The organism is Streptococcus mitis (genome assembly GCF_002096835.1).
Classification (GTDB): Bacteria; Bacillota; Bacilli; order Lactobacillales; family Streptococcaceae; genus Streptococcus; species Streptococcus mitis_W.
The window spans coordinates 1-23,802 of the sequence record NZ_NCVG01000018.1 but is presented as its reverse complement, the minus strand read 5'-3'; the positions used below and the strand labels follow the sequence as shown (position 1 = coordinate 23,802).

Genomic DNA, 23,802 nt, shown 5'->3' with positions numbered 1-23,802 from the left:
TTGAGGTCGTAGATGAAACTGACGAAGTCAGCTCAAAACACTGTTTTGAGGTTGCAGATAGAACTGACGAAGTCAGTAACCATATATACGGTAAGGCAACGCTGACGTGGTTTGAAGAGATTTTCGAAGAGTATTAACTGAAAAGCATGACTAGGAATATCATTGAATGTGGTTAGCTAAATCTTCCTGAGCTTTTTTATTTGACTCAGCTTTTTCTTTCAGCCATTTTTCATAGAGTTCTTGGTACTGTTTAGCAGTGACTGGCTCTTTTTGCAATTCAACATATTTGTAGTTGTCCGCATTTCCCTTATGACCAACGAATGAGAATGGTCCTGTAAACGGTACAGTCTTACGGAAGATTGGGTTAGCTCCACCACTTTGAACTGGTAGGAAGAGGGCACTATCTGTCAACCAAGCTTGGGCTTCAGCATATTTTTCATAGCGGGCTTGAGTATCTGTGATTTCTGCGTCTGCCTGATCCAAGAGTTTCTTGTAGTCAGCAAGACCAATCTTGTCCTTAACTTCCTTATCTTTCCCTTCAGACAAGCCCATGTTTTTCAACTGAGAACCTGTCTCTGGATCAAGGATATCTAGGTAAGTCTTAGGATCTGAGTAATCTCCACCCCATCCTGAGATGTCGATATCGTAGTCCTTTTGTTCTGCTGTATCTGCAAAGTAGGTTGCTTGGTCTTTTTCATCTGGAGATAGTTGGATAACATCGATGACCACATTCTCCTTACCAAGGGTTTCTTCCACTGTTTGTTTGAAAGAACCGGCCTGTTGCACATCTAACTTAGCAGTCTGGTCAACTGGCATATCCAAATGAATTGGGAAAGTTACTCCCTGAGCTTGCAGACTTTCTTTGGCCTTCGCAAACTTCTCTTTGGCCTTTTCAGGATTCAAGAAGGCTTGCTTACCATCGTTTAGGTTGATATTTGCCCAATCTTTACCGTAGTTGACAATTTTCTCATTAACAATATCACCAAAGTTCTTATCACCAACTTGGACAAAGTTACTTGGTGTTACTGTATTACGCAAGATACGGTCTGCTCCATCTTCGCCATTTGTCTGTGCTGCATAAGCATGACGGTCAAAGGCAAAGTTGATAGCTTGACGGAAATCTTTATTTTGCATAGCTGCGCGTGAATCTGTCTTTTCCTTATCAGACTGTTTCATAGTTTGCTTGTAGCTTTGACGATTAACGTTGAAAAGATAATAGAAAGTAACTGAGTTTTGTGGTGTGTAGGTAATCTTGTCCTCATTCCCCTTCTTGAGTTCAGCAAAGACTGAACTTGTTGGGAAGATACGACCATCAGTATAGTTACCATCCAAGAAGCCTCTTGCAATGCTGTCTTGGTCAGAACCATCAAAGAAAGAAAGTTTCACTTTCTCAATTTTGACATTGTCCTTATCCCAGTAGTTAGGGTTTTTATCAAACTCAATCAAAGATTTTGATGTGAAGGACTTAAACAAGTAAGGACCATTTGACAAGATACTTGATGGTGTCACACTTCCAAAGTCATCTCCCTTAGACTTCAAGAAAGCTTCATTTACAGGACTAAGAATACTTGCTGTTGTTTTAGAGTTCCAATAAGTCTCAGGTTGGTTGAGAGTATATTGTAGCGTGTAATCATCCACCGCCTTAACACCAACAGTTGCAAAATCAGATGATTTCCCTTCAACATAGTCTGCTAGACCCTTGATAGAATCTTGTACCAAGTACAAGTTTTCAGCCTTTTTATCAGCCGCATACTTAAGACCAGTCACAAAGTCATGAGCTGTTACATCCGCATACTCTTCTCCTTCAGAAGTGTACCATTTAGCTCCCTGACGAATCTTATAAGTGTAGGTCAAACCATCTTTTGACACTGTCCATGACTCAGCCATAGACGGGATGAGATTGCCATACTGGTCATTTTCCAACAAACCATCAACCAAGTTGGTTGTGATACTAGATGTAGAGTCTCGTGTAGAGGTAATATAATCCAAGGTATCTGGGTTATTGACAAAGATATAAGAGTAAGTCTTGTCTGCATTGCTTGATTGGGATGCCCCACATGCCGCTAGAGCTAGACCTGCTGTCAAAGCCATAGCTCCAAAAAGCATAACTTTTGATTTCTTCATGATTATTCTCCATTTTTTACAGTATGTGAAATATTATACACTATTTGAGCAAAAATATAAAGCCTTTTTAACTTTTTTTACAAAAATAAAAATCAGTAGACTCGAGTTCCTACTGATTTTTGATATAATTCGTTTGGATTATGCAGCCAAAACTTTGCGTCCTTTACGACGACGAGCTGCCAATACGCGACGACCGTTTTTAGTTGACATACGGTTACGGAATCCGTGTTTGCGCGCACGACGAAGTTTACTTGGTTGATAAGTACGTTTCACGATGAATACCTCCTCATAGATTTTGTATTCGTTTAGCCGGCTATAAAGTGATCAGTTACTAAACATACTTTACTATTCTATCTGATTCTTTCACTTTTGTCAATAGCCCTAGGCAAATGTTTCCAGCTTTTTCGAATGTAAGCCCTATCTACGATACTGTTTCAAGAAACGAGTCATCTTTTCTTGGATTTGGGCCAGTTCATCAACACGAGGAAGGTAAACTATACGGAAGTGGTCTGGTTCCTGCCAGTTAAAGCCTCGACCATGAACCAAGAGAACCTTTTCCTGCTTCAAGAAATCAAGGACAAACTGCTCATCATCATCGATACGGTACATGTTGCGGTCGATTTTCGGGAAGATATAGAGTCCCGCCTTGGGTTTAACGGCAGACAAGCCTGGAATATCTTGAATAGCATTGTAGATGAAGTTTCTTTGCTCATAGATTCGTCCACCAGGAAGAAGCAATTCATCGACTGACTGGTGACCACCCAAGGAAGTTTGTACGACTTGTTGGGCCAAAACGTTAGAGCAAAGACGCATATTGGACAGCATATTGAGACCTTCAATATAGCCCTTGACGTGTGTCTTAGGTCCAGATAAGACCATCCAACCTACACGAAAACCAGCGATACGGTGAGATTTTGACAGACCATTCATGCTGACACAGAAAACATCTGGTGCCAAGCTTGCCACAGGCGTATGCACATGTCCATCCATTACCATGCGGTCGTAAATTTCATCCGCAAAGATGATCAAATCATTTTGACGGGCAATCTCAATAATCTCCAACAAAAGTTCCTTAGGATAAAGGGCTCCAGTTGGGTTGTTTGGATTGATAAGGACGATTGCCTTGGTATTGGAAGTGATTTTTGACTTGATATCGTCAATATCTGGGTACCATTCTGCAGCCTCATCACAGATATAGTGAACAGCATTTCCCCCAGCCAGGCTGACAGCGGCTGTCCAGAGAGGATAGTCTGGCATTGGCACCAAGACCTCGTCTCCATTGTCCAAAAGTCCCTGCATGGACATGACAATCAGCTCACTGACACCATTTCCAAGGTAAATATCATCAATATCTACGTTTGGAAATTTCTTCAATTGGCAATACTGCATGATGGCCTTACGGGCTGAGAAAATCCCTTTGGAGTCAGAGTAACCTTCACTATCACGCGCATTCATAATCAAGTCATGAATGACCTCGTCTGGCGCTGTAAAGCCAAATTCTGCTGGATTTCCTGTATTCAGACGTAAAATCTTTTCGCCGTTTGCTCGCATCCGCATGGCTTCTTCCAAAACAGGACCACGGATATCATAAGCAACATGCTCTAACTTACTAGACTTGTTATATTCTTTCATCTTGTTTCCTCAATTCATCGAGATAGTAACATTATACCACTAGAAAGAGAATGCGACAAGTTTACTGAAATGTGTTACTAAAATCCTACAGAAGAAAAACCTCACTAAGAGCGAGGTCAAGACAGTGGAGATAGCAGGTGTTTTGCAAAAAAACATCACATACCAAAAGATAAACCTAGAAAAAGCAGGCCTAAAAAGGAGTCATAGAGAAGATTAAACATGAGGAAAAGCCCCCATATCATCAAGTAGTCCCAGCGCCCACTTCGTTTTGCAACTAGGAATAAGATTAGATGGTAGAGTAGGTGAAAGACTAAAAATCCGATAAACCCTGGATAAAGAAGCGGTATCAGACTCTCTAATTGCCAGACCATGATAACTTCTAGCAAGACTGAAACTAGGATGATTCCATAATAAAGGAAATTTGATTTTTTTGCTTCTTGAAAAGAGTTTTTCATCATTATCCCTCCCTTCACTTCTTTCCTGCTATCCTTTCTTTTATTTTATCATATATTTATATAGATTTTAAGCGCTAATATTCTTTTGAAAAATACTTTTTTTGCTTTACTTCTATAGTGAAAAGGTTTACAATTATAGTAAGAAAATTTCAGGAGGTTTCATTATGGCACAACGTTACCAAAATATCATGGTCGCAATCGATGGTTCTAAAGAAGCGGACTTGGCTTTTGTCAAGGGAGTTCATTCTGCTCTACGAAACGACGCTAAACTCACCATCGCACATGTCATTGACACACGCGCACTCCAAAGCGTATCCACCTTTGATGCTGAAGTTTACGAAGAACTCCAAGTCGACGCTGAAAGTCTGATGAAAGAGTACGAAAAACGTGCCAGGGATGCTGGTGTGGCAGATGTTCATATCGTCATTGAAATGGGAAATCCAAAAACCCTACTGGCACGTACTATTCCAGATGCAGAAGAAGTTGATCTCATTCTCGTTGGTGCAACTGGTCTCAACGCCTTTGAACGCCTCTTGGTCGGCTCTTCATCTGAATACATTCTCCGCCATGCTAAGGTCGATTTGCTGGTTGTGAGAGAACAAGAAAAAACCTTATAATTACAACGAAAAGGAGCTCAGCGCTCCTTTTTGTTTACTATTTATACTCTTCGAAAATCTCTTCAAACCACGTCAACGTCGCCTTGCCGTATATATGTTACTGACTTCGTCAGTTTCATCTGCAACCTCAAAACAGTGTTTTGAGCTGACTTCGTCAGTTCTATCTACAACCTCAAAGCAGTGCTTTGAGCAGCCTGCGGCTAGTTTCCTAGTTTGCTCTTTGATTTTCATTGAGTATTATTTCTCTCTTTATGACGTTCATAAGCTTTGAGCTGACGCTGCAGTTCCTTTTTAATAGCAGGTTCTGGAGCATATTTTTCTTCCCAATCATCTGGTTTTAAAATTTTGTGGGTCACTGGATCAAAATGAGCCTTGCCATCTGGGAAAATTTTCCCCATATTAGCCTGATGGACGATATCAAAAATACGTTCTGGGTCCACCCCCATCAAGACAAAACTACCATAGGTGAAGTAAAGTGTGTCAATCAAGGCATCCACTTGCCCTATCAAATCTTGCTGAGCAGGGGTCTTCTTGGCTACTTTATCTGCCGCCTTATCAAGAGCTTGATGAAGTTGCAATAGAGCTTGATCAAAGTCCTCTTCAGAAGGACTGGCAGCTCGAACAAATTCCACCAATTCTTCTATTTTAAAGCCAGCCCTGTGGGTTGCACCTTCTAAATCCCAAGCTCGAGGTTCTTCTTGGGTTCGTTCATCCATCATGTGGTGGAAGGTCTTGACCTTATTGAAATGATAGTCACGGCTGACAAAGACTTTTTCTGAGGCCAGAACACCAAAATGTTCCAAGGCCTTGTGGATTCCGTCTTGCTGATTGCTGGTGGTAATGTGCTTGGCAACTTCCTTGACACTGCTACTACCATTTCCCATAGCGACCGACATACCGACACCCGCCAGCATTTCTAGGTCGTTATCCGAATCACCAAAGGCCATGACTTGGTTGAGGTCAAAGCCATATTCTTTTCCGACTCGGCGTATGCCTTCCAATTTAGAGTTTCCTTGATTGATGACATCCGCTGCAAAAGGATTGCTACGTGTCAATTTCAAGTCTTCAAAATCAGCTGCTGCCTTCTCAGATTCTTCTGGTGTCATCAGCATCAAAACTTGGTAGATAGGCTGATTCATCAGATGAAGCAGGTCTTCTTCCTTTTGGGGAACAACCTTGCTGACCATACGATTAAAGGAATAGCTCACCGTCCGAGTTAAAACAGAGGGAACGAAGCGACTGATTCGTTGGGAAAAAGAACCCAGACCAAAGGACATGATTTTGGAACCCAACATGGCATCCTTGGTCCCTAGGGCAATCTCCTTGCCCTCTTTTTTAGCATAAGTAATTAGATGACGCAAATGTAACTTGGAAATTGGGCTCGTGAACAAGACTCTTTCTTTATTAAAGATATACTGGCCATTGTAGGTTACCGCAAAATCCAGATCCAAATCATCCATCAATTCCTTAACAAAAAAAGGTCCTCGACCCGTTGCTACGCCAACCAGTACCCCTTGTTCTTTGACAATTTTAATCGCGTCCTTAGTGGATTTCAAAACACTCTTGCGATCGTTGACCAAGGTTCCATCGATATCAAAAAAAACAGCTTTGACTTCCATCCTATCCCAATCTCCCCTTTTGTGATACAATGATTATACCACATTTCAGAAAGAGTGAGTAAATCATGCCTAAGAAAATCCTTGTTTTACATACTGGTGGAACTATTTCCATGCAGGCCGATGCTTCTGGCGCTGTTGTGACCAGTTCAGATAATCCCATGAACCATGTGTCCAACCCACTTGAAGGAATCCAAGTCCACGCCTTGGACTTTTTTAACCTGCCAAGCCCTCATATCAAACCCAAGCATATGCTAGCCCTCTACCAAAAAATTAAAGAGGAAGCTGCTAACTACGATGGAGTGGTGATCACACACGGGACCGATACTTTAGAGGAAACAGCCTATTTCCTTGATACCATGGAAGTTCCCCATATGCCTATCGTTCTAACAGGGGCCATGCGCAGCTCCAACGAACTCGGCAGCGACGGTGTTTATAATTATCTGAGTGCTTTACGAGTTGCTAGTGATGATAGGGCTGCTGACAAAGGGGTTTTGGTCGTTATGAACGATGAAATCCATGCTGCCAAGTATGTTACCAAAACGCATACGACCAACGTCGGCACCTTCCAGACCCCAACACATGGGCCACTTGGTCTGATTACGAAGCGGGAAATCCTCTACTTCAAAACAGCTGAACCTCGTGTTCGCTTTGACCTTGATAACATACAAGGATTGGTCCCTATCATCTCGGCTTATGCTGGTATGACAGATGAGCTAATTGATATGCTGGATTTGGAACAATTAGACGGCTTGATTATCCAAGCCTTCGGGGCGGGCAATGTTCCCAAAGAAACGGCTCAAAAATTAGAAACCCTTCTACAAAAAGGAATCCCAGTCGCCCTTGTTTCACGATGCTTTAACGGTATTGCAGAACCTGTTTATGCCTACCAAGGTGGGGGCGTGCAGTTGCAAAAATCTGGTGTCTTCTTTGTTAAAGAACTCAACGCCCAAAAAGCCCGTTTGAAACTCCTCATTGCCCTCAATGCCGGACTAACAGGACAGGCTTTGAAAGACTATATGGAAGGGTAAGTCTCTTCTCTAAATCATGACCACCCGTCAAACGGGTGGTTTGAACCAGGGCTATAAGCCCAAATTACCAGCCAGCGCCTAAAGACGCTGGCTTTCACGTTGTTCAAGCCTCATTGCTCTTGACTCGTCACTTGCCTCTTAAAGAGGCTTTAGTATTACTTACCACTATCCCTAAAGGGATCCTCATATTCTTTTACACTCAATTTATCTAGTGCTATATCATGCTTTTCCTGTTCTTGAATATATTTCTTAATTGTAGCTTCATTAAGCCCTACTGTACTTATATAATAACCTTCCGCCCAGAAATGCCGATTCCCAAACTTGTACTTGAGATTGGCGTGTTTATCAAACATCATGAGTGCACTTTTTCCTTTTAAATAACTCATGAAACTCGAAACACTTATCCTCGGTGGAATACTTACTAACATATGTACATGATCTGGCATTAAGTGCCCCTCTATAATTTCAACTCCTTTATAACTAAACAAGAGATGAAATATTTCGCCTAAACTACTGCGATATTGGTTATAGATGATTTTTCGTCTATACTTAGGGGTGAACACAATGTGATAGAACACATCCACTTTGTGTGTGATAAACTATGTGCCTTTTGTGCCATATTTTTCTCCTTTCTCTTTACAATTGGCTTGAACACCTTTATTGTATCGCGTTTGGATTTTTTGGGTATAACCTTCGACGCGTACCCGCATAGCGGGTGGTTTTTTGTCTCGCACCTAGCGGAGCGAGACGGACTAATAGTCACATAAAACAAATCAGGAAATCTTCACGATTCCCTGATTTTTTCTATTTCCGTTTTCGTGTCGAACGACGTTCTGTCAAACCATGAGGTAAGAGAACTTCACGTTCTTCCAACTCTTCCTTGTGCATAATCTTAGTCAACATACGCATACTAATAGCACCAAGGTCATAAAGAGGTTGGGCAATAGTTGTCAAGTTTGGACGGGTAAAGCGTGAGATTTGTGAATCATCACTAGTAATGATTTCAAACTCTTCTGGCACAGACACACCCTTATCAGCAAGGCCGTTCAAGACACCTGCTGCCAGCTCGTCACCTGTTACAACTGCTGCAGTTGCATTTGATGAAATCAGGCGTTCTGCCAAGGCATAACCGTCTTCATAAGTGTATTTAGATTCAAATACCAATCCTTCGCTATAAGAAATACCTGCTTTTTTCAAGGCTTCCTTGTAGCCAACCAAACGAACCTTACCATTGATGTCATCCACTAATGGACCGCTTACGAAAGCAATGCGCTCATTTTCTTTAGCAAGGTAGGTTACTGCATCAATCGTTGCTTGTTTGTAGTCAATATTGACACTTGGAAGCTGATGTTCTACATCCACAGTTCCTGCAAGAACAACTGGTGTTCGAGAACGAGAAAACTCTGAACGAATTTTTTCAGTCAAGTGGTAGCCCATAAAGATGATACCATCCACTTGCTTAGAAAACAGGGTATTGACAACTGAAACTTCCTTGTCATCGTCCTCATCACTATTAGCAAGAACAATATTGTACTTGTACATTTCAGCGATATCATCAATCCCTTTAGCAAGCGTTGAGAAATAACCATTGGTAATATTTGGAATCACGACACCGACAGTGGTTGTCTTTTTACTTGCAAGACCACGCGCCACGGCATTTGGACGGTAATCCAAACGGTCAATTACCTCAAGCACTTTTTTACGGGTATTCTCTTTTACATTCTTATTGCCATTAACTACACGGCTAACCGTCGCCATTGAAACTCCTGCTTCACGGGCGACATCATAAATCGTTACTGTATCGTCTGTATTCATTCCATTTCCTTTCTATATCATACCTCACGAGACTCCAAAAAAAGAGACGGTATGAAAATTTCGTTTTCATGCTTCTACTTATTCCATTTTATCACTATTTGTAAACACTTTCAAGCTTTTTTTGAAGATTATTTGAAAAAATTTTATAGAAAGCTATGTTTATGAAGAAAAAATCACCTTTTCTTGATTTTTAATCCTATTTGCTGTATGATAAGGGAAAAGAAAGGGGGAAGAAATATGGCTTTTACCAATACCCACATGCGGTCAGCTAGTTTTGGCATTGTTACCAGCTTGCCTGATGACGTTATTGACTCATTTTGGTATATCATCGACCATTTCTTAAAAAATGTCTTTGAATTGGAAGAAGAACTCGAGTTTCAATTGCTCAATAACCAAGGAAAAATTACCTTCCACTTCTCAAGTCAACACCTCCCTACAGCCATTGATTTTGACTTTAACCATCCCTTTGACCCTCTTTATCCCCCCAGAGTCTTGGTTTTAGACATGGATGGTAGAGAGACTATCCTCCTCCCAGAAGAAAATGACCTATTTTAAAAACTCTAGCCTTCAGTTACAAGCGACTGAAAACTAGAGTTTTTTCTATTGTTTCAAAGCATTATACAAGTTGCGGATCGGTTGCTTTAATGTCGGATGGATAAAATGAGGCGCAATTTCTTGTAGAGACTCAAGAACAAAAAGGCGTTCCGCTATGTAAGGATGGGGCAAAATAAGGTCATCTGTATAAAGGACCTGGTCCTCCACAAAGAGCAAGTCCAAATCAATCAAACGAGGCCCCCAATGTACTTCTCTCACCCGTCCCATCTCTGACTCAATGGCTAACAAGGTCTCTAATAGAACTGGGGCGGGCAACCAGGTTTCAACCTCAACCACTTGATTAGCAAAGCTATCTTGCTCCACACCACCCCAAGGCTCCGTCGTCAAGATACTAGACTCTTTGAGAATATGGATACCTCGATTTCGCATTTTCTCAATGGCTTGTTTCAAGTTTGCTTGTTTATCTCCCATATTGCTTCCTAGGGCGATAAAGGCTCGTTGCTTGCGGCGATGAATGGTTACCGAGCAAGTATCTAGTGGCAAATGCACTGGCGCCCAAGGTTTTTTCAGTTCCAACTTCATTTCTTGGACAAGAGGATAAGCCTCAAAAGTACGTTCTACCAGTTTATAAGCTACCGTTTCAATTAAATCTTCACTCGTTTCCTGAAACCATGCCGTCCACTGCTGGCACAATTCTCCGTAATGGACAGAGGCTGTTAAATCCAAGTCTGTAGCCGCCTTGGTCATATCATAGGATAGGATTGCGGAAATAACAAACTTCTGCCCCAATTCTTTCTCACTAGGAAAAAGACCATGATAAGCAAAAATTTCCAAATCCTTAATCTGCAGTTGATCCATAATGATTCCTTTCTAGAAAAATCCGCCCAAAGCGGATTCTTTTTATAGTCAATGAAAATCAAAGTGCAAACTAGGAAGCTAGCCGCAGGCTGCTCAAAACACTGTTTTGAGGTTGCAGATGGAAGCTGACGTGGTTTGAATTTGATTTTCGAAGAGTATTATAGTCCCATTAAACGATAAGCCTGGTCTCGGAGGTCCTTATCTGTTTCAAATAGACCACGAGCTACTGTCGTCAAGGTTGCAGTGCCTGGTTTTCTGACACCACGCATGCTCATACACATATGTTCCGCCTCAATGACAACAAAGGCTCCTTTAGCACCTAGATACTCCATCAAGGCATCAGCCACTTCGATATTCAAACGTTCTTGAATTTGTGGTTTTTTCGAATAAACTTCAACCGTACGGGCTAGCTTAGACAAACCTGCCACACGACCATCTGGAATGTAGGCAATATGTGCTCTACCATAAAATGGCAAGAAGTGGTGTTCACACATGGTATGGAAAAAGATATCCTTTTCTACCACCATATTATCGTCGATAATCTCAAAGGATTTTGACAAATGTTCCTCCGCTGTTTGACCAAGACCTGAAAAAATCTCTTGGTACATACGAGCCACACGAGCAGGTGTTTCCTGCAAGCCCTCGCGGTTAGCGTCCTCTCCGACGGCCTCGATAATCATTTTTACAGCTGCTTCAATCTTTTGTGTATCCATTTTCGTTTTTCCTCTCCATCAGATAGGCTCTCACTTGGCTCAAGAAATACAAGGAACCCGTGACAATCCTAACTGTTTGTTTCTCTTCTTTTTTATCTGTCAATTTCTGCTCTAGAAAATCCTGCCAACCTTGGTAGCTGAGATTTCTAGACTTAGCTGCCTCTTCCAGCACGCTTTCATCAGTCGCCCGACTATCGTCAAAATGTGTCAGAGTAAGCTCGGTATCTGGGATTTGCTCCAACAAGTCCAACATATCCTCCAAGGCCTTGGTTTTGATGCAAGTAAAGAGGATTTCCTTACGATAATCCGCAAAGCGTTCTTGCAAAGTTGCTAATAAAGCCTTGATAGCATGGGGATTGTGGGCCCCATCCAAAATCATCAAGGGTTCTCTTGACACGATTTCCAAACGCCCTGGCCAACTTGTTTCTTCCAAGGCTTGAGCAAGCACGTGATTGCTTGCTAGTTCTCGACCATCTTCTTGACAAAAATTATCAAGTAAAGCTATGGCCATCCCAGCATTCTCTATCTGGTGCAAACCCAACAGGCCAGTTTGGAAGCGACCTTGTCTGACAACACTTGTATAGTCAAAGACTTCGCCTGTAACCATACTCTTTTGATGGCGGACCTGATAATCTGTCCCGTAGGCAAATCTCGGCGCATCTTTCCCTTCCGCAATGCGGTCAATCACAGCCAAAGCTTCTGGAGCAATACGACCTGTCACCAAGGGAATACCTTGTTTGATAATACCAGCTTTCTGCTCTGCTATGGCTTCCAAGGTGTCACCAAGTAGGGCTACATGGTCCAATCCAATGGTCGTAATTCCTGTTAAAATTGGCTGGCAGACATTGGTACTATCTAAAAGCCCACCCATGCCGACTTCCATGATAGCCACATCTACTTGCTCTGAGGCAAAGTAATCATAGGCTATAGCTGTAATTATTTCAAACTCAGTTGTCCCCTGCAAATTGGTAGCCGATTCCCCTTCCAACAAAGACTGATAGTCTGCCATGAGGGCTTCTAGTCTAGCCTCTGGGATAGATTCCCCATTGATGCTAATCTGGTCTGTGTAGTGAATGAGATAGGGTGAGCTAAACACGCCAACTCTCAGCCCTAGCTTTTCCAGCATATTTTTCAAAAAAGCAATGGTAGAACCCTTGCCATTGGTCCCTCCGATATGGATGACCTTGAGTTTGAGATGGGGATTTCCACGCAAAGCTAATAGTTCCACCATGCGTTCCAAGCCAAAATGCGGTTCGTCGGTCCGGTAGTTGGCAATCCACTGATTATTTTCAATTTCTTTCATCTTATTTGTATTGTTTTAAATCTAGATTTTCCGCTTCATCAGCCAGACGAATAGCGGAGGCAATTTCAACTGCCATCTTGTGACTAGCTACGTCATGCACGCGCACCACTTCTACACCCTGTCTTGAAGCAATACTAGTTACATGAGCCGAAGCTGTATCTCGATTGCGGAAACCAAGTTCTGTCTCAGGATTGACTTCAAAACCATTTTCTTCAAGAATATTGATGACAAACCGCTTGCGCGACACTCCGAGAAAGATTGGATAGCCTTTCTGATGTAGTTTATCCAGATCCCGTAAAAGAAGTAGATTTTCTTTCTTGGTAAGACCAAAGCCAATTCCTGGATCCAGCAGGATGTTTTCTTGAGCAATCCCAGCTTCCTCTGCTCTCGCTAAGGCTCTGTCAAAGAAAGCCTCCATCAAGTCTTCGATTGGCAATTTTTCGAAGTCAGCTAACTCTTCCTCTGTAAAAGCTTGATTAAATCCAAAATGAGGAAATATGAGCGAGCTAGGATGCTGAGGTCGCGCCATGACTGGATTAAACATAATGACTACTTTCGCACCAGCCTTAGCAACCACATGGGCCATTTTCTCATCACCCATGAAACCAGTGATATCATTGACTAGATTGGCACCAGCAGCCAAAGCAGCCTCTGCTACCTGACTCTTCCAAGTATCAATAGAGATGAGGACATCACTTTCCTTGCGAATCGCTTTAATCACTGGAACAACACGCTGGATTTCCTCTTCTATCTCAACATAGCTGCTTCCCGGCCGAGTCGATTCTCCGCCGATATCTAGCATACTAGCCCCTTCTGCTATCAATTTACGAGCCTGCTGGAGTGCTTGCTCAAGAGCAAAAAATTGACCACCGTCCGAAAAGGAGTCTGGGGTTACATTGATAATTCCGCAAATAGCTGTCTTTGCATGATTGGCTTTACTTGACATATCGTTCACTCCCTCAAGGCTTTTCATCATATTATTTCTCTATTTTACCATAAAAAGAAAAAGATGGACACGATTGCATTCATCTTTTTCCCAGTAGAAACAAGTAAGCAATTGTCAAAAATCTTAAACAGATATCCCTAATGTCCGACTCAAAATCACCACGAGAGCCAACAAACAGAAAGCAACCCCATTCACAATCATGTGAAGTAAGATAGACATTTCCAAACGTTGGGTCTTGTAAGCCGTCCAAGATAGAACAATCGACATACCTCCATAAATCAATAAAGAAGGTAAATTACTTGGTTGATGCAATAAAGCAAACACAATCGTACCGACTACAAATCCCAAGTTCTCTTTTCCTCGGAAAATCTTTTTAGGAATAATCCCACGGCACAAGATTTCCTCACAAATCGGAGCAAGCAAGGCCAGTAAGAAGAAACTGGAAATCAGAGAACTATTCTGAACCATATCGTTAATCTGAGACTGGTTACTTGTTGTCGTCTCATTTGACAGTTGTAACAAGATAGAACCAAGTATATTTGACCCGATAATAACTAAATAACTCAAGCCCAAACGTGCCAAATCCTTAGCTCTAAAAAAAGAAAAATTAAAACTTGCTAACTGCGTTTTACGAGCTCCAATAATAAATAGCACCAGAACCACAATCGAAATACCAGCAACTATCAGTCCTGACTGCAACAGTGGTACTGCATTTAAAGTTAAAATAGCAGTAACCCCTATAGGAATCTGATATAAAATTGTCGCCAGAAAAAAGATTAACAGCCAACCTGCACGATTCAATAATTCTTTCCACATATTTTTCTCTTTCATCACCTATCTCCTTTGTATTCAAAAAGGGGGAAAATCCCCCTGGGTCATCCTATTATAAGGCCATGCTGATGTAGTTAAGGATAAACAAGGCATCCAAAATCCAAATCATGACATGAACATCTTTAGCTTGACCTTTGACAAGCTTAGTCAAAGTATAAGTCAAGAAACCAACTGCAATCCCTTGAGTGATAGAGTAGCTGAATCCCATAAAGATAGATGTGAAGAAAGCAGGAACTGCTTCAGACATATCGTCCCAATGGATATTTTTCAAGCTAGCCAACATCATAATTCCAACGATAATCAAGATTGGAGCTGTAGCGGCTGTTGGTACGATCGCTAGAAGTGGACTAAAGAAGCTTGAGATCGCAAAACAGATAGCTACAACCAAGGCTGTTAAACCAGTACGTCCACCTGCACCAATACCAGCAGCAGATTCAACATAAGTCGTTACGTTTGAAGTACCTGCGATGGCACCAATTGAAGTACCAATCAAGTCTGAATAAAGAGCCTTGTCCAACTTAGCTGATTGGTGATTTTCACCATTTGTCGCTACGATACCAACTTTTTCACCCGTACCGATCAAGGTACCAATTGTGTCAAAAATATCTGTTAACGAGAAGGCAAGAATTGCCATCAGAGTTTCAGGCAAGCGAGCTGTATCTGAAATCAAAGCTCCCAAACCTTCTGAACCAAGAGCTGCACCAAAGACTGTCTTCAAGTCTTCAAAGGCTGCACCAACATGGTTATTAGCAAAATCGATACTAGACAAATCTACCAAACCAACTGCGATAGCAAGAACAGTTGTTGTCAAGATAGAGAGGATAATTCCCCCTTTAATCCCTTTAATGACAAAGAAGATTGTGATAGCAAGTCCTGCAAGAGCCACCAAAACAGCTGGATTATTAAAGCTGACCAATCCTGGAACTGCTGAAGCATTTGCTGTAATTGCTGCTTGAGCCTTATCAGCCCCTTCTCCTGCAACCGTGTAATTTCCTGGATCGATAGAGAATTTCAAAAGTCCAGCATTCTTAATACCTACGTAGGCAAGGAAGACACCGATACCAGCTGAAATTGCTGAGCGAAGGGCGTTTGGAATCGATTCAATGATCATTTTACGAACATTTGTCAAGGTAATAATCAATGAGATAATTCCACAGATGAAGACCATAGCTAGGGCTTCTTGCCATGAATAACCAAGCCCGAATACAACTGTAAAGGTAAAGAAGGCATTGAGTCCCATACCTGGCGCTTGAGCATATGGCAAGTTGGCGTAGAAGGCCATCATCAGGGTACCAGCAACTGCACCGATAATCGTTGCGAGGAATACACCCTGAGCAGGCATTCCTGTTTGCGAAAGAATTTGTGGGTTTACAAAGAGAATATAGCTCATTGCAAAGAAAGTTGTTAAACCAGCGAGAACCTCTGTACGAACGTCTGTACCGTTCTCTTTTAGTTTAAATAATTTGTCCATTATCAATCTCCTTTTAATTTTTACGAACAATAATAGAATTATATCATTTATCATTCACTTTTTCAATATCTTTGTTTGATTTATTTAAGAATTTGATGAAATTTCTTTTTTTGTTTCGAATCTGCTTTTCTGCCTGCTTTCTGTTATAATAGTAGACATCTTATCTGAAAAGACACTAGAAAGGTCCCTATGACGAAAAAAATTATTGCAGTTGACCTGGATGGAACCCTGCTCAACTCAGACAGTCAGATTTCTGACTTTACCAAAGAAACCATAAAAAAAGTTACTGGAAAAGGGCATCAGGTTATTATTACGACAGGGCGCCCTTACCGAATGTCAAAAGATTTCTACCGTGAATTAGGCTTAAATACTCCTATGATTAATTTCAACGGCTCCCTTACTCATTTACCAGACCAAGTTTGGGATTTTGAAAAGTGTTTGACTGTAGACAAAAAATATCTGCTAGACATGGTTCGACGTTCAGAGGACATTCAAGCCGATTTTATCGCTGGAGAATACCGTAAAAAATTCTACATTACAAATCCTAATGAAGAAATTGCCAATCCCAAACTATTTGGCGTAGAAGCTTTCCACCCTGAAGATCAATTTCAACCTGAATTAGTGACCAAAGATCCTAACTGTATCCTATTACAGACCAGAGCCAGTGACAAGTATGCCTTGGCAAAAGAAATGAACGCCTTCTACCAGCATCAACTGTCTATCAATACCTGGGGAGGGCCGCTCAATATCCTTGAGTGTACCCCAAAAGGTGTCAACAAAGCCTTTGCTTTGGACTACTTGCTCAAGGTAATGAACCGTGACAAAAAAGATTTGATTGCCTTTGGAGATGAGCACAATGATACCGAAATGCTTGCTTTTGCTGGGAAAGGTTATGCAATGAAAAATGCCAACCCAGAGCTACTCCCCTATGCAGATGAGCAAATTTCCTTGACAAATGACCAAGACGGAGTTGCCAAAACCCTGCAAGACTTATTCTTATAGTCCATACTGATACTCAATGAAAATCAAAGAGCAAACTAGGAAGCTAGCCGTAGGCAGTACTTGAGTACGGCAAGGCGAAGCTGACGTGGTTTGAATTTGATTTTCGAAGAGTATGACCAGCTTGCGAGCTGGTCTTTGTGTTCTTTTCACAGTCTCATCAACCAGTTAATCGATTGTTCTACTTTTTGCCTCCAAAACCTTGGAAAAGGCTTTCTTTTGTGATATACTTCACATATAAATACAAGAGAGCACGTCACACTCGACTCTGTTGACATAAAATCAATCCAGTCCTGTTTCTCCTGCTCTCAGTTAATATCAAGGAGGATAGCTATGAAAGCTGTTGTTGTAAATCCAGAAAGCACTGGTGTTGCTGTTGAAGAAAAAGTACTCCGTCCACTTGAAACTGGGGAAGCACTTGTAGAAATTGAATACTGTGGTGTTTGCCACACTGACCTCCACGTTGCCCATGGTGACTTTGGTCAAGTACCAGGACGCGTTCTTGGCCACGAAGGTGTTGGTATCGTCAAAGAAATTGCCCCAGATGTAAAAAGCCTTAAAGTTGGCGACCGCGTCAGCGTTGCTTGGTTCTTTGAAGGATGTGGCACTTGCGAATACTGTACAACTGGCCGTGAAACTCTTTGCCGTACAGTAAAAAATGCTGGCTACTCAGTAGACGGTGGTATGGCTGAACAATGTATCGTAACTGCTGACTATGCTGTTAAAGTTCCTGACGGACTTGATCCAGCCCAAGCCTCTTCTATCACATGTGCTGGTGTAACAACCTATAAAGCTATAAAAGAAGCAAAAGTTGAACCAGGTCAATGGGTTGTTCTTTACGGTGCTGGTGGACTTGGTAACCTAGCTGTTCAATACGCTAAAAAAGTATTCAATGCTCATGTCATCGCAGTTGATATCAATAACGACAAACTTGCCCTTGCAAAAGAAGTAGGTGCGGACATTGTTATTAACGGCCTCGAAGTTGAAGATGTACCTGGACTCATCAAGGAAAAAACTGATGGTGGAGCTCATTCAGCTGTCGTAACTGCTGTGTCTAAAGTTGCCTTCAACCAGGCTGTTGACTCAGTTCGTGCCGGTGGTCGCGTAGTCGCTGTTGGTCTTCCTTCTGAAATGATGGAACTCAGCATCGTGAAAACTGTTCTAGATGGAATCCAAGTCATCGGTTCTCTCGTTGGAACTCGTAAAGACTTGGAAGAAGCCTTCCAATTCGGTGCTGAAGGTTTGGTAGTTCCAGTTGTTCAAAAACGTCCAATAGAAGATGCTGTGGCAATTTTCGACGAAATGGAAAAAGGTCAAATTCAAGGACGTATGGTACTCGACTTCACCCACTAATCTAATAAAAACCTATTTTAAAAGTTGGAATACGCTTCCAACTTTTTTATATTAAATTTTTAAATAAGGATTCAAAAAAACTTCTCTAAAACTCAATATATCAATATTTTCAGATGTAATCTTTTTAATTATTTTATGATAAATAGTTGATTTTTAGATGAAAACGGTTTATACTTAAAAAGTCTTAAAGTTTTCTTAAACGAAAACTAAAACAAAAAAGGAGGAATGACAATAATGAGTATCGGAATCATTATTGCGAGCCACGGCGAATTTGCTGCGGGTATTCATCAGTCAGGATCTATGATCTTTGGTGAACAAGAAAAGGTTCAAGTTGTAACCTTTATGCCAAACGAAGGTCCTGATGATCTATACGCTAAGTTTAATAACGCTGTTGCTGCATTTGACGCAGAAGATGAGGTTCTAGTTTTGGCTGACCTTTGGAGTGGATCTCCATTTAACCAAGCTAGTCGCGTGATGGGAGAAAATCCTGAGCGTAAGTTTGCCATCATCACAGGACTGAACTTACCGATGTTAATTCAAGCCTACACAGAGCGCCTCATGGACGCTGCTGCAGGTGTAGAAAAAGTCGCTGCTAATATCATTAAAGAAGCCAAAGATGGCATCAAGGCTCTTCCAGAAGAGCTAAACCCAGTTGAGGAAGTAGCAAGCGCTGCAGCTGCTCCAGTTGCCCAAGCTGCTATTCCAGAAGGAACTGTCATCGGAGACGGTAAACTCAAAATCAACCTTGCCCGTCTAGACACTCGTTTACTTCACGGTCAAGTTGCAACTGCTTGGACTCCAGATTCAAAAGCAGACCGTATCATCGTTGCTTCAGATAACGTAGCTAAAGACGAATTACGTAAAGAATTGATTAAACAAGCAGCTCCAGGTAAAGTGAAAGCAAACGTTGTTCCTATCCAAAAACTAATCGACGTTGCAAAAGACCCTCGCTTCGGAGAAACACATGCCCTTATCTTGTTTGAAACACCTCAAGATGCCCTTCGTGCTATCGAAGGTGGCGTGCCAATCAAAACTCTTAATGTTGGATCAATGGCTCACTCAACTGGTAAAACAATGGTTAACAACGTTTTGTCTATGGATAAAGAAGACGTTGCTACATTTGAAAAAATGCGTGACCTTGGTGTTGAATTTGATGTACGTAAAGTACCAAACGACACGAAAAAAGATTTGTTTGACTTGATCAACAAAGCAAACGTGCAATAATCGATTTTATGAAAGGATTTTAAAGATGTCTATTATTTCTATGGTTTTAGTAGTCGTTGTAGCCTTCCTAGCAGGTCTTGAAGGTATCCTCGACCAGTTCCAATTCCATCAACCAATCGTAGCTTGTACCCTTATCGGTCTTGTTACTGGTAACCTTGAAGCAGGGATTATCCTTGGTGGTTCTCTTCAAATGATCGCCCTTGGTTGGGCTAACATCGGAGCTGCCGTAGCTCCTGACGCTGCTCTTGCTTCTGTTGCTGCTGCCATTATCATGGTTCTTGGTGGCGACTTTACTAAGACAGGTATCGGTGTTGCCCAAGCGGTTGCTATCCCTCTTGCAGTTGCTGGTCTATTCTTGACTATGATTGTCCGTACACTCTCTGTCGGATTGGTTCACACTGCTGATGCTTCTGCTAAAAAAGGTGACTTCAAAGCAGTTGAACGTGCTCACTTTGTCGCACTTCTTCTTCAAGGTCTTCGTATTGCAGTCCCAGCAGCACTCCTTCTAATGGTACCAACTGAAACAGTACAAAGCATTCTAAATGCTATGCCTGATTGGCTCAAAGATGGTATGGCTATCGGTGGTGGTATGGTCGTTGCCGTTGGTTACGCTATGGTTATCAACATGATGGCAACTCGTGAAGTATGGCCATTCTTCGCTATCGGTTTCGTGCTTGCTGCCGTGTCAGATATTACTCTAATCGGATTTGGTGCTATCGGTGTTGCTATCGCTCTTATCTACCTTCACCTTTCTAAAACTGGTGGAAATGGTGGCGGAGGAGCCGCAACTTCTAACGACCCAATCGGCGATATCCTAGAAGACTACTAAGATAAGAAAGGACTGAAAACATCATGACTGAAAAACTTCAATTAACTAAATCAGATCGTAAAAAAGTTTGGTGGCGTTCAACTTTCTTACAAGGTTCTTGGAACTATGAACGTATGCAAAACTTGGGTTGGGCTTACTCATTAATTCCAGCTCTTAAAAAACTCTACACTAAAAAAGAAGATCAAGTCGCTGCTCTTGAGCGCCATCTTGAGTTCTTCAACACTCACCCATACGTAGCTGCTCCAATCATGGGGGTTACTCTTGCACTTGAAGAAGAACGTGCTAACGGTGTTGAAATCGACGACGCTGCTATCCAAGGGGTTAAAATCGGTATGATGGGACCTCTTGCTGGTATCGGTGACCCAGTATTCTGGTTTACAGTACGCCCAATCCTTGGATCACTCGGTGCTTCACTTGCCCTTACTGGTAATATCTTAGGTCCAATCCTCTTCTTCGTTCTTTGGAACTTGATTCGTATGTCATTCTTGTGGTATACACAAGAGATTGGATACAAGGCTGGATCAGAAATCACTAAAGATATGTCTGGCGGTATCCTTCAAGACATCACTAAAGGAGCTTCTATCCTTGGTATGTTCATTCTTGCTGTCCTAGTTCAACGTTGGGTAAATATTAAATTTGCTTTCGATGTTGCCAAAGTTCAACTAGATGAAAAAGCTTATATCCATTGGGATAAATTGCCAGAAGGATCTAAAGGTATCCAAGAAGCATTCGCACAAGTAGGACAAGGATTGTCTCAAACACCTGAAAAAGTTACTACTTTCCAACAAAACTTGGATATGTTGATCCCTGGACTATCAGGACTACTCCTTACTCTCCTTTGCATGTACTTGCTTAAGAAAAAAGTATCTCCAATCACTATTATCCTTGCACTCTTCGCAGTGGGTATTGTGGCACATGTTCTTCACATCATGTAATCAAGCAACTTAAAAGGAATCAGGTTCTAAAATCTGATTCCTTTTTTCTATACTTTTATTCGGCCAAGGCACCCATTGGATCCCATGGTGCGAGTACAATTGGTTCTGATTCATAGGCAGCTTGTTCTTCTGCTGTCAGCAATTCCTTACGGACAACGATTTGGTAAGTGTATTCGTCCATCCAAGCGTCTGAGGCAACAAAGTACCCATCGGTACCAACCTTGTCTCCCCATGAGTTTTCAACCTTCCACTTGGTTGACTTCCCATTTTCATCCAAATCAACACCTGTCAAGACCATGGCGTGGGTCATCAAACTTTCGCTGTAATCCAAACGTCCAGCCTTGTCTTGAGTGAGTTTAATGTCCATGCTTGATTCAAAGTCATAAACATCTGTCGCAAGGATTCCAGCCTTACGGTTGCTGAGCTGGCCGACATCAGAACCAAACCAAACAGTCTCACCTGCTTGCATTTGGGCAATCGCTAATTCTTTCAAGCGTTCCATCGGTACATTGATGTAACGAACCGCACGGCTACCAACCACATTCCCCAACATCTCAACTGTGTAAGATTTGCCGTAAGGCTTGTCAGCAGTTGGGGCATTGATAACAGAAACATAGTCCTCTAGAGGAAGATTGACATATTTCTTGTAAAACTCTTGTGGTGTGATGCCCTTTTCGCTTTGGTAGTTGTTATCCTTATCGCGATAAGCAAAGTCAAATTTACGTGGTGGAAGGCCTAGGGACATAGCAAGGAAATTAAAGATTTCTTGCAAGAGGTCTTCTTTCTTATCTTGAACAGTCGCGTGGTCTGCGCCAGAAGCGAGCAAGTCACGCAAGATTTGAGCATCTTGGCGAAGCAATTTGTTAAGGACTGCATTTAGCTCACGACTGCTACTAGATGAAACAGACTCAGGGTAAACTGACTTAGGCACGACACCGTATTTCTCAAAGAGAGAAACGACCATATCCCACTGACCACCGTCTTGTTGTGGTGTTTGAAGTAGGAATTTAACCTTACGGCTCGTCAATTCTTGGTCTGCAGTCGCAATGACTTGCTCCAAGAACCAGTTTGATTTCTCATACTTGTCCCAGAAGAAAGTGTGGGCCTGTGACAATTCAAAGTTTTCAAGTTTGTATTGAGAGATAAGTTTGTGGCGGAAGGTGTTGAGAGCCGCAAACATCCAGCAACGACCAGACGCTTTCTGGTTAGTTACCTTGTCCTTGGTCAAATCCAATGAGAAAACAGGTGTATTGTCCACATGGCTTTGGCGACGCTCAAGGGCTGCAAAAATTCCGTTGTGGCTGGCAGCATTTTCAATCGCTTGGTATTTAACATTTGCTTCATAGTTAGCAAATAGTTTATCAGTAAATGATTCTTGAATCACGTTCATAGATTCCTCCTTTTATTCTACAGTCTATTATAACTCTTTTCACAAAGGAAGCAACTGAAAAATATAAAAGGCAAGGATATTCTTCCTCACCTTTTCGAATATAAATCAAATTAAGCAATATTCGCAAGGAGAGCTTCTAACTCTTCCTTGGTCAAGCGACGCCATTCTCCTCGCTGCAAGTTCTCATCCAATACTAAAGTTCCCATAGTCAAACGTTGCAAGTCTACTACTTCCTTGCCGCAATAGCCCACCATACGCTTGACCTGATGAAACTTCCCTTCTGCAATGGTCACACGGATTTGGCTTTGATTCTTTTTTGTATCTACAGACACAAGCTCCAGTCTAGCAGGCTGACAAGTAAAGTCTTTAAGAGGAATTCCCTTGGCAAATGTCTCCGCATCTTCTTGGGTCATAATTCCCTTGACCTGAGCCAGATACGTCTTATCCACATGACGCTTGGGTGAAAGAAGAGCATGGGCAAGCTTGCCGTCATTGGTCAAGAGTAAAAGACCATGCGTGTCAATATCCAAGCGTCCTACTGGGAAAACTTCCTTGCTCCGAGCAATATCATCCAGCAAGTCCAGAACAGTTCTGTGCTTGGGATCCTCAGTCGCTGAGATAACTCCTTTGGGCTTGTTCATCATGTAGTAGACAAACTCTTCATACTCCAACACTTGCCCATCAAAGCGAATCTCATCTCTTTCTTCATCAATCTGCAATTTAGCTGACTTTTCTTTTTTACCATTTACCGTCACGCGCCCAGACTTGAGCATGTTTTTGACCTCTGTCCGACTCCCTACAGCGCAGGCAACTAAAAATTTATCCAATCTCATAGAACTATTATATCACACTCAAAAGGAGGCTGTCTCAATGACCAACCTCCTTTTCGTTTCATACTCTTCAAAAATCTCTTCAAACCGCGTCAACGTCGCCTTGCCGTATATATGTTACTGACTTCGTCAGTTCTATCTGCAACCTCAAAACAGTGTTTTGAGCTGACTTCGTTAGTTCTATCTACAACCTCAAAGCAGTGTTTTGAGCAACCTGCGGCTAGTTTCCTAGTTTGCTCTTTGATTTTCATTGAGTATCAGATTTAGGAAATTAA

22 protein-coding genes and 1 pseudogene are annotated in these 23,802 nt (G+C 41.9%); 8 read left to right on the top strand and 15 right to left on the bottom strand.

Annotation, left to right across the window (positions count from 1 at the left end; all coding sequences use genetic code 11):
- Positions 1-159 precede the first annotated feature (159 nt).
- From B7699_RS01925 to B7699_RS01910, 4 genes are all read right to left on the bottom strand, one after another.
- Complete coding sequence (locus tag B7699_RS01925; protein WP_084926988.1) at positions 160-2,124, bottom strand: peptide ABC transporter substrate-binding protein; 1,965 nt, start codon at positions 2,122-2,124, stop codon at positions 160-162.
- Positions 2,125-2,262: 138 nt separating this feature from the next.
- Entirely contained in the window at positions 2,263-2,397 is a 135-nt protein-coding gene (gene rpmH, locus B7699_RS01920) for a 50S ribosomal protein L34 (protein ID WP_000831905.1), read from the bottom strand.
- A 144-nt stretch (positions 2,398-2,541) separates the two neighbouring features.
- Positions 2,542-3,756, bottom strand: a complete 1,215-nt coding sequence (locus B7699_RS01915) for a pyridoxal phosphate-dependent aminotransferase (protein WP_000666455.1) — start codon at positions 3,754-3,756, stop codon at positions 2,542-2,544.
- Positions 3,757-3,911: 155 nt separating this feature from the next.
- Positions 3,912-4,214: a hypothetical protein gene (locus B7699_RS01910; protein ID WP_192851992.1), complete on the bottom strand. Its 303-nt coding sequence runs from the start codon at positions 4,212-4,214 to the stop codon at positions 3,912-3,914.
- Between the two features lie 161 nt (positions 4,215-4,375).
- Between B7699_RS01910 and B7699_RS01905 the strand changes: the two genes are divergently transcribed.
- Positions 4,376-4,828 carry a universal stress protein gene (locus tag B7699_RS01905; RefSeq protein ID WP_024058091.1) on the top strand — a complete coding sequence of 151 codons (453 nt, stop codon included), beginning with the start codon at positions 4,376-4,378 and terminating at the stop codon, positions 4,826-4,828.
- A gap of 227 nt (positions 4,829-5,055) precedes the next feature.
- Here B7699_RS01905 and B7699_RS01895 read toward each other — a convergent pair whose 3' ends face one another.
- Complete coding sequence (locus tag B7699_RS01895; protein ID WP_084926987.1) at positions 5,056-6,447, bottom strand: Cof-type HAD-IIB family hydrolase; 1,392 nt, start codon at positions 6,445-6,447, stop codon at positions 5,056-5,058.
- Positions 6,448-6,512: 65 nt separating this feature from the next.
- Between B7699_RS01895 and B7699_RS01890 the strand changes: the two genes are divergently transcribed.
- The gene (locus B7699_RS01890; RefSeq protein ID WP_084926986.1) at positions 6,513-7,475 is read left to right on the top strand and encodes an asparaginase; all 963 of its coding nucleotides are present in this window, start codon (positions 6,513-6,515) and stop codon (positions 7,473-7,475) included.
- Between the two features lie 155 nt (positions 7,476-7,630).
- Here B7699_RS01890 and tnpA read toward each other — a convergent pair.
- Together tnpA and ccpA are read right to left on the bottom strand one after the other, a co-directional pair.
- Positions 7,631-8,094 (bottom strand): annotated as a pseudogene (gene tnpA, locus B7699_RS01880) (IS200/IS605 family transposase).
- 185 nt (positions 8,095-8,279) lie between these two features.
- On the bottom strand, positions 8,280-9,290 hold the full coding sequence (gene ccpA / locus B7699_RS01875) for a catabolite control protein A (RefSeq protein ID WP_001090627.1): 1,011 nt from the start codon (positions 9,288-9,290) through the stop codon (positions 8,280-8,282).
- Positions 9,291-9,527: 237 nt separating this feature from the next.
- On the opposite strand from ccpA, the gene B7699_RS01870 reads away from it, so the two are divergent.
- Positions 9,528-9,845 carry a DUF960 domain-containing protein gene (locus tag B7699_RS01870; protein ID WP_000886035.1) on the top strand — a complete coding sequence of 106 codons (318 nt, stop codon included), beginning with the start codon at positions 9,528-9,530 and terminating at the stop codon, positions 9,843-9,845.
- A 45-nt stretch (positions 9,846-9,890) separates the two neighbouring features.
- Here the strand turns inward: B7699_RS01870 and folK are convergent, their stop codons facing one another.
- The 6 genes from folK to B7699_RS01835 form a co-directional block, all read right to left on the bottom strand.
- Positions 9,891-10,703: a 2-amino-4-hydroxy-6-hydroxymethyldihydropteridine diphosphokinase gene (gene folK, locus B7699_RS01865; protein WP_084926985.1), complete on the bottom strand. Its 813-nt coding sequence runs from the start codon at positions 10,701-10,703 to the stop codon at positions 9,891-9,893.
- A gap of 158 nt (positions 10,704-10,861) precedes the next feature.
- Positions 10,862-11,416: a GTP cyclohydrolase I FolE gene (gene folE, locus B7699_RS01855; RefSeq protein ID WP_000380917.1), complete on the bottom strand. Its 555-nt coding sequence runs from the start codon at positions 11,414-11,416 to the stop codon at positions 10,862-10,864.
- A complete protein-coding gene (locus B7699_RS01850) occupies positions 11,397-12,719 on the bottom strand; it encodes a bifunctional folylpolyglutamate synthase/dihydrofolate synthase (RefSeq protein WP_084926984.1) in 1,323 nt (440 codons plus the stop codon). Before B7699_RS01850 ends, folE begins: the two co-directional genes overlap by 20 nt.
- 1 nt (position 12,720) lies before the next feature.
- Positions 12,721-13,695, bottom strand: coding sequence for a dihydropteroate synthase (gene folP, locus B7699_RS01845; protein WP_049502247.1), 975 nt, complete (start codon positions 13,693-13,695; stop codon positions 12,721-12,723).
- A 93-nt stretch (positions 13,696-13,788) separates the two neighbouring features.
- Positions 13,789-14,496: a CPBP family intramembrane glutamic endopeptidase gene (locus B7699_RS01840; protein WP_192851991.1), complete on the bottom strand. Its 708-nt coding sequence runs from the start codon at positions 14,494-14,496 to the stop codon at positions 13,789-13,791.
- A gap of 52 nt (positions 14,497-14,548) precedes the next feature.
- A complete protein-coding gene (locus B7699_RS01835) occupies positions 14,549-15,967 on the bottom strand; it encodes an NCS2 family permease (RefSeq protein ID WP_000359256.1) in 1,419 nt (472 codons plus the stop codon).
- Between the two features lie 189 nt (positions 15,968-16,156).
- Here B7699_RS01835 and B7699_RS01830 point away from each other — a divergent pair, with 189 nt between their 5' ends.
- The 5 genes from B7699_RS01830 (at position 16,157) to B7699_RS01810 (ending at position 21,307) form a co-directional block, all read left to right on the top strand.
- Positions 16,157-16,969 (top strand): Cof-type HAD-IIB family hydrolase, encoded by an 813-nt coding sequence (locus B7699_RS01830; RefSeq protein WP_084926982.1) that lies wholly within the window; start codon positions 16,157-16,159, stop codon positions 16,967-16,969.
- Positions 16,970-17,299: 330 nt separating this feature from the next.
- A complete protein-coding gene (gene adhP / locus B7699_RS01825; protein WP_000649185.1) occupies positions 17,300-18,319 on the top strand; it encodes an alcohol dehydrogenase AdhP in 1,020 nt (339 codons plus the stop codon).
- A 234-nt stretch (positions 18,320-18,553) separates the two neighbouring features.
- Positions 18,554-19,543, top strand: a complete 990-nt coding sequence (locus B7699_RS01820; protein WP_000021970.1) for a PTS sugar transporter subunit IIB — start codon at positions 18,554-18,556, stop codon at positions 19,541-19,543.
- Between the two features lie 25 nt (positions 19,544-19,568).
- Positions 19,569-20,372 (top strand): PTS mannose/fructose/sorbose transporter subunit IIC, encoded by an 804-nt coding sequence (locus B7699_RS01815; protein ID WP_000022716.1) that lies wholly within the window; start codon positions 19,569-19,571, stop codon positions 20,370-20,372.
- A gap of 23 nt (positions 20,373-20,395) precedes the next feature.
- Positions 20,396-21,307: a PTS system mannose/fructose/sorbose family transporter subunit IID gene (locus tag B7699_RS01810; protein WP_084926981.1), complete on the top strand. Its 912-nt coding sequence runs from the start codon at positions 20,396-20,398 to the stop codon at positions 21,305-21,307.
- A 55-nt stretch (positions 21,308-21,362) separates the two neighbouring features.
- Here the strand turns inward: B7699_RS01810 and pepC are convergent, their stop codons facing one another.
- Together pepC and B7699_RS01795 are read right to left on the bottom strand one after the other, a co-directional pair.
- Positions 21,363-22,697, bottom strand: coding sequence for an aminopeptidase C (gene pepC / locus B7699_RS01805; RefSeq protein ID WP_084926980.1), 1,335 nt, complete (start codon positions 22,695-22,697; stop codon positions 21,363-21,365).
- 110 nt (positions 22,698-22,807) lie between these two features.
- Entirely contained in the window at positions 22,808-23,530 is a 723-nt protein-coding gene (locus B7699_RS01795) for a pseudouridine synthase (RefSeq protein ID WP_084926979.1), read from the bottom strand.
- Positions 23,531-23,802: the final 272 nt, after the last annotated feature.

Coding starts and splice junctions, on each gene's coding strand:
- folP (WP_049502247.1), bottom strand. CDS start 13,695: ATGATGAAAAGCCTTGAGGGAGTGAACGATATGTCAAGTAAAGCCAAT.
- adhP (WP_000649185.1), top strand. CDS start 17,300: ATGAAAGCTGTTGTTGTAAATCCAGAAAGCACTGGTGTTGCTGTTGAA.
- B7699_RS01850 (WP_084926984.1), bottom strand. CDS start 12,719: ATGAAAGAAATTGAAAATAATCAGTGGATTGCCAACTACCGGACCGAC.
- B7699_RS01910 (WP_192851992.1), bottom strand. CDS start 4,214: ATGATGAAAAACTCTTTTCAAGAAGCAAAAAAATCAAATTTCCTTTAT.
- B7699_RS01925 (WP_084926988.1), bottom strand. CDS start 2,124: ATGAAGAAATCAAAAGTTATGCTTTTTGGAGCTATGGCTTTGACAGCA.
- folE (WP_000380917.1), bottom strand. CDS start 11,416: ATGGATACACAAAAGATTGAAGCAGCTGTAAAAATGATTATCGAGGCC.
- B7699_RS01815 (WP_000022716.1), top strand. CDS start 19,569: ATGTCTATTATTTCTATGGTTTTAGTAGTCGTTGTAGCCTTCCTAGCA.
- B7699_RS01830 (WP_084926982.1), top strand. CDS start 16,157: ATGACGAAAAAAATTATTGCAGTTGACCTGGATGGAACCCTGCTCAAC.
- B7699_RS01890 (WP_084926986.1), top strand. CDS start 6,513: ATGCCTAAGAAAATCCTTGTTTTACATACTGGTGGAACTATTTCCATG.
- folK (WP_084926985.1), bottom strand. CDS start 10,703: ATGGATCAACTGCAGATTAAGGATTTGGAAATTTTTGCTTATCATGGT.
- pepC (WP_084926980.1), bottom strand. CDS start 22,697: ATGAACGTGATTCAAGAATCATTTACTGATAAACTATTTGCTAACTAT.
- B7699_RS01840 (WP_192851991.1), bottom strand. CDS start 14,496: ATGAAAGAGAAAAATATGTGGAAAGAATTATTGAATCGTGCAGGTTGG.
- B7699_RS01795 (WP_084926979.1), bottom strand. CDS start 23,530: ATGAGATTGGATAAATTTTTAGTTGCCTGCGCTGTAGGGAGTCGGACA.
- B7699_RS01870 (WP_000886035.1), top strand. CDS start 9,528: ATGGCTTTTACCAATACCCACATGCGGTCAGCTAGTTTTGGCATTGTT.
- B7699_RS01905 (WP_024058091.1), top strand. CDS start 4,376: ATGGCACAACGTTACCAAAATATCATGGTCGCAATCGATGGTTCTAAA.
- B7699_RS01835 (WP_000359256.1), bottom strand. CDS start 15,967: ATGGACAAATTATTTAAACTAAAAGAGAACGGTACAGACGTTCGTACA.
- B7699_RS01810 (WP_084926981.1), top strand. CDS start 20,396: ATGACTGAAAAACTTCAATTAACTAAATCAGATCGTAAAAAAGTTTGG.
- B7699_RS01820 (WP_000021970.1), top strand. CDS start 18,554: ATGAGTATCGGAATCATTATTGCGAGCCACGGCGAATTTGCTGCGGGT.
- ccpA (WP_001090627.1), bottom strand. CDS start 9,290: ATGAATACAGACGATACAGTAACGATTTATGATGTCGCCCGTGAAGCA.
- B7699_RS01895 (WP_084926987.1), bottom strand. CDS start 6,447: ATGGAAGTCAAAGCTGTTTTTTTTGATATCGATGGAACCTTGGTCAAC.
- B7699_RS01915 (WP_000666455.1), bottom strand. CDS start 3,756: ATGAAAGAATATAACAAGTCTAGTAAGTTAGAGCATGTTGCTTATGAT.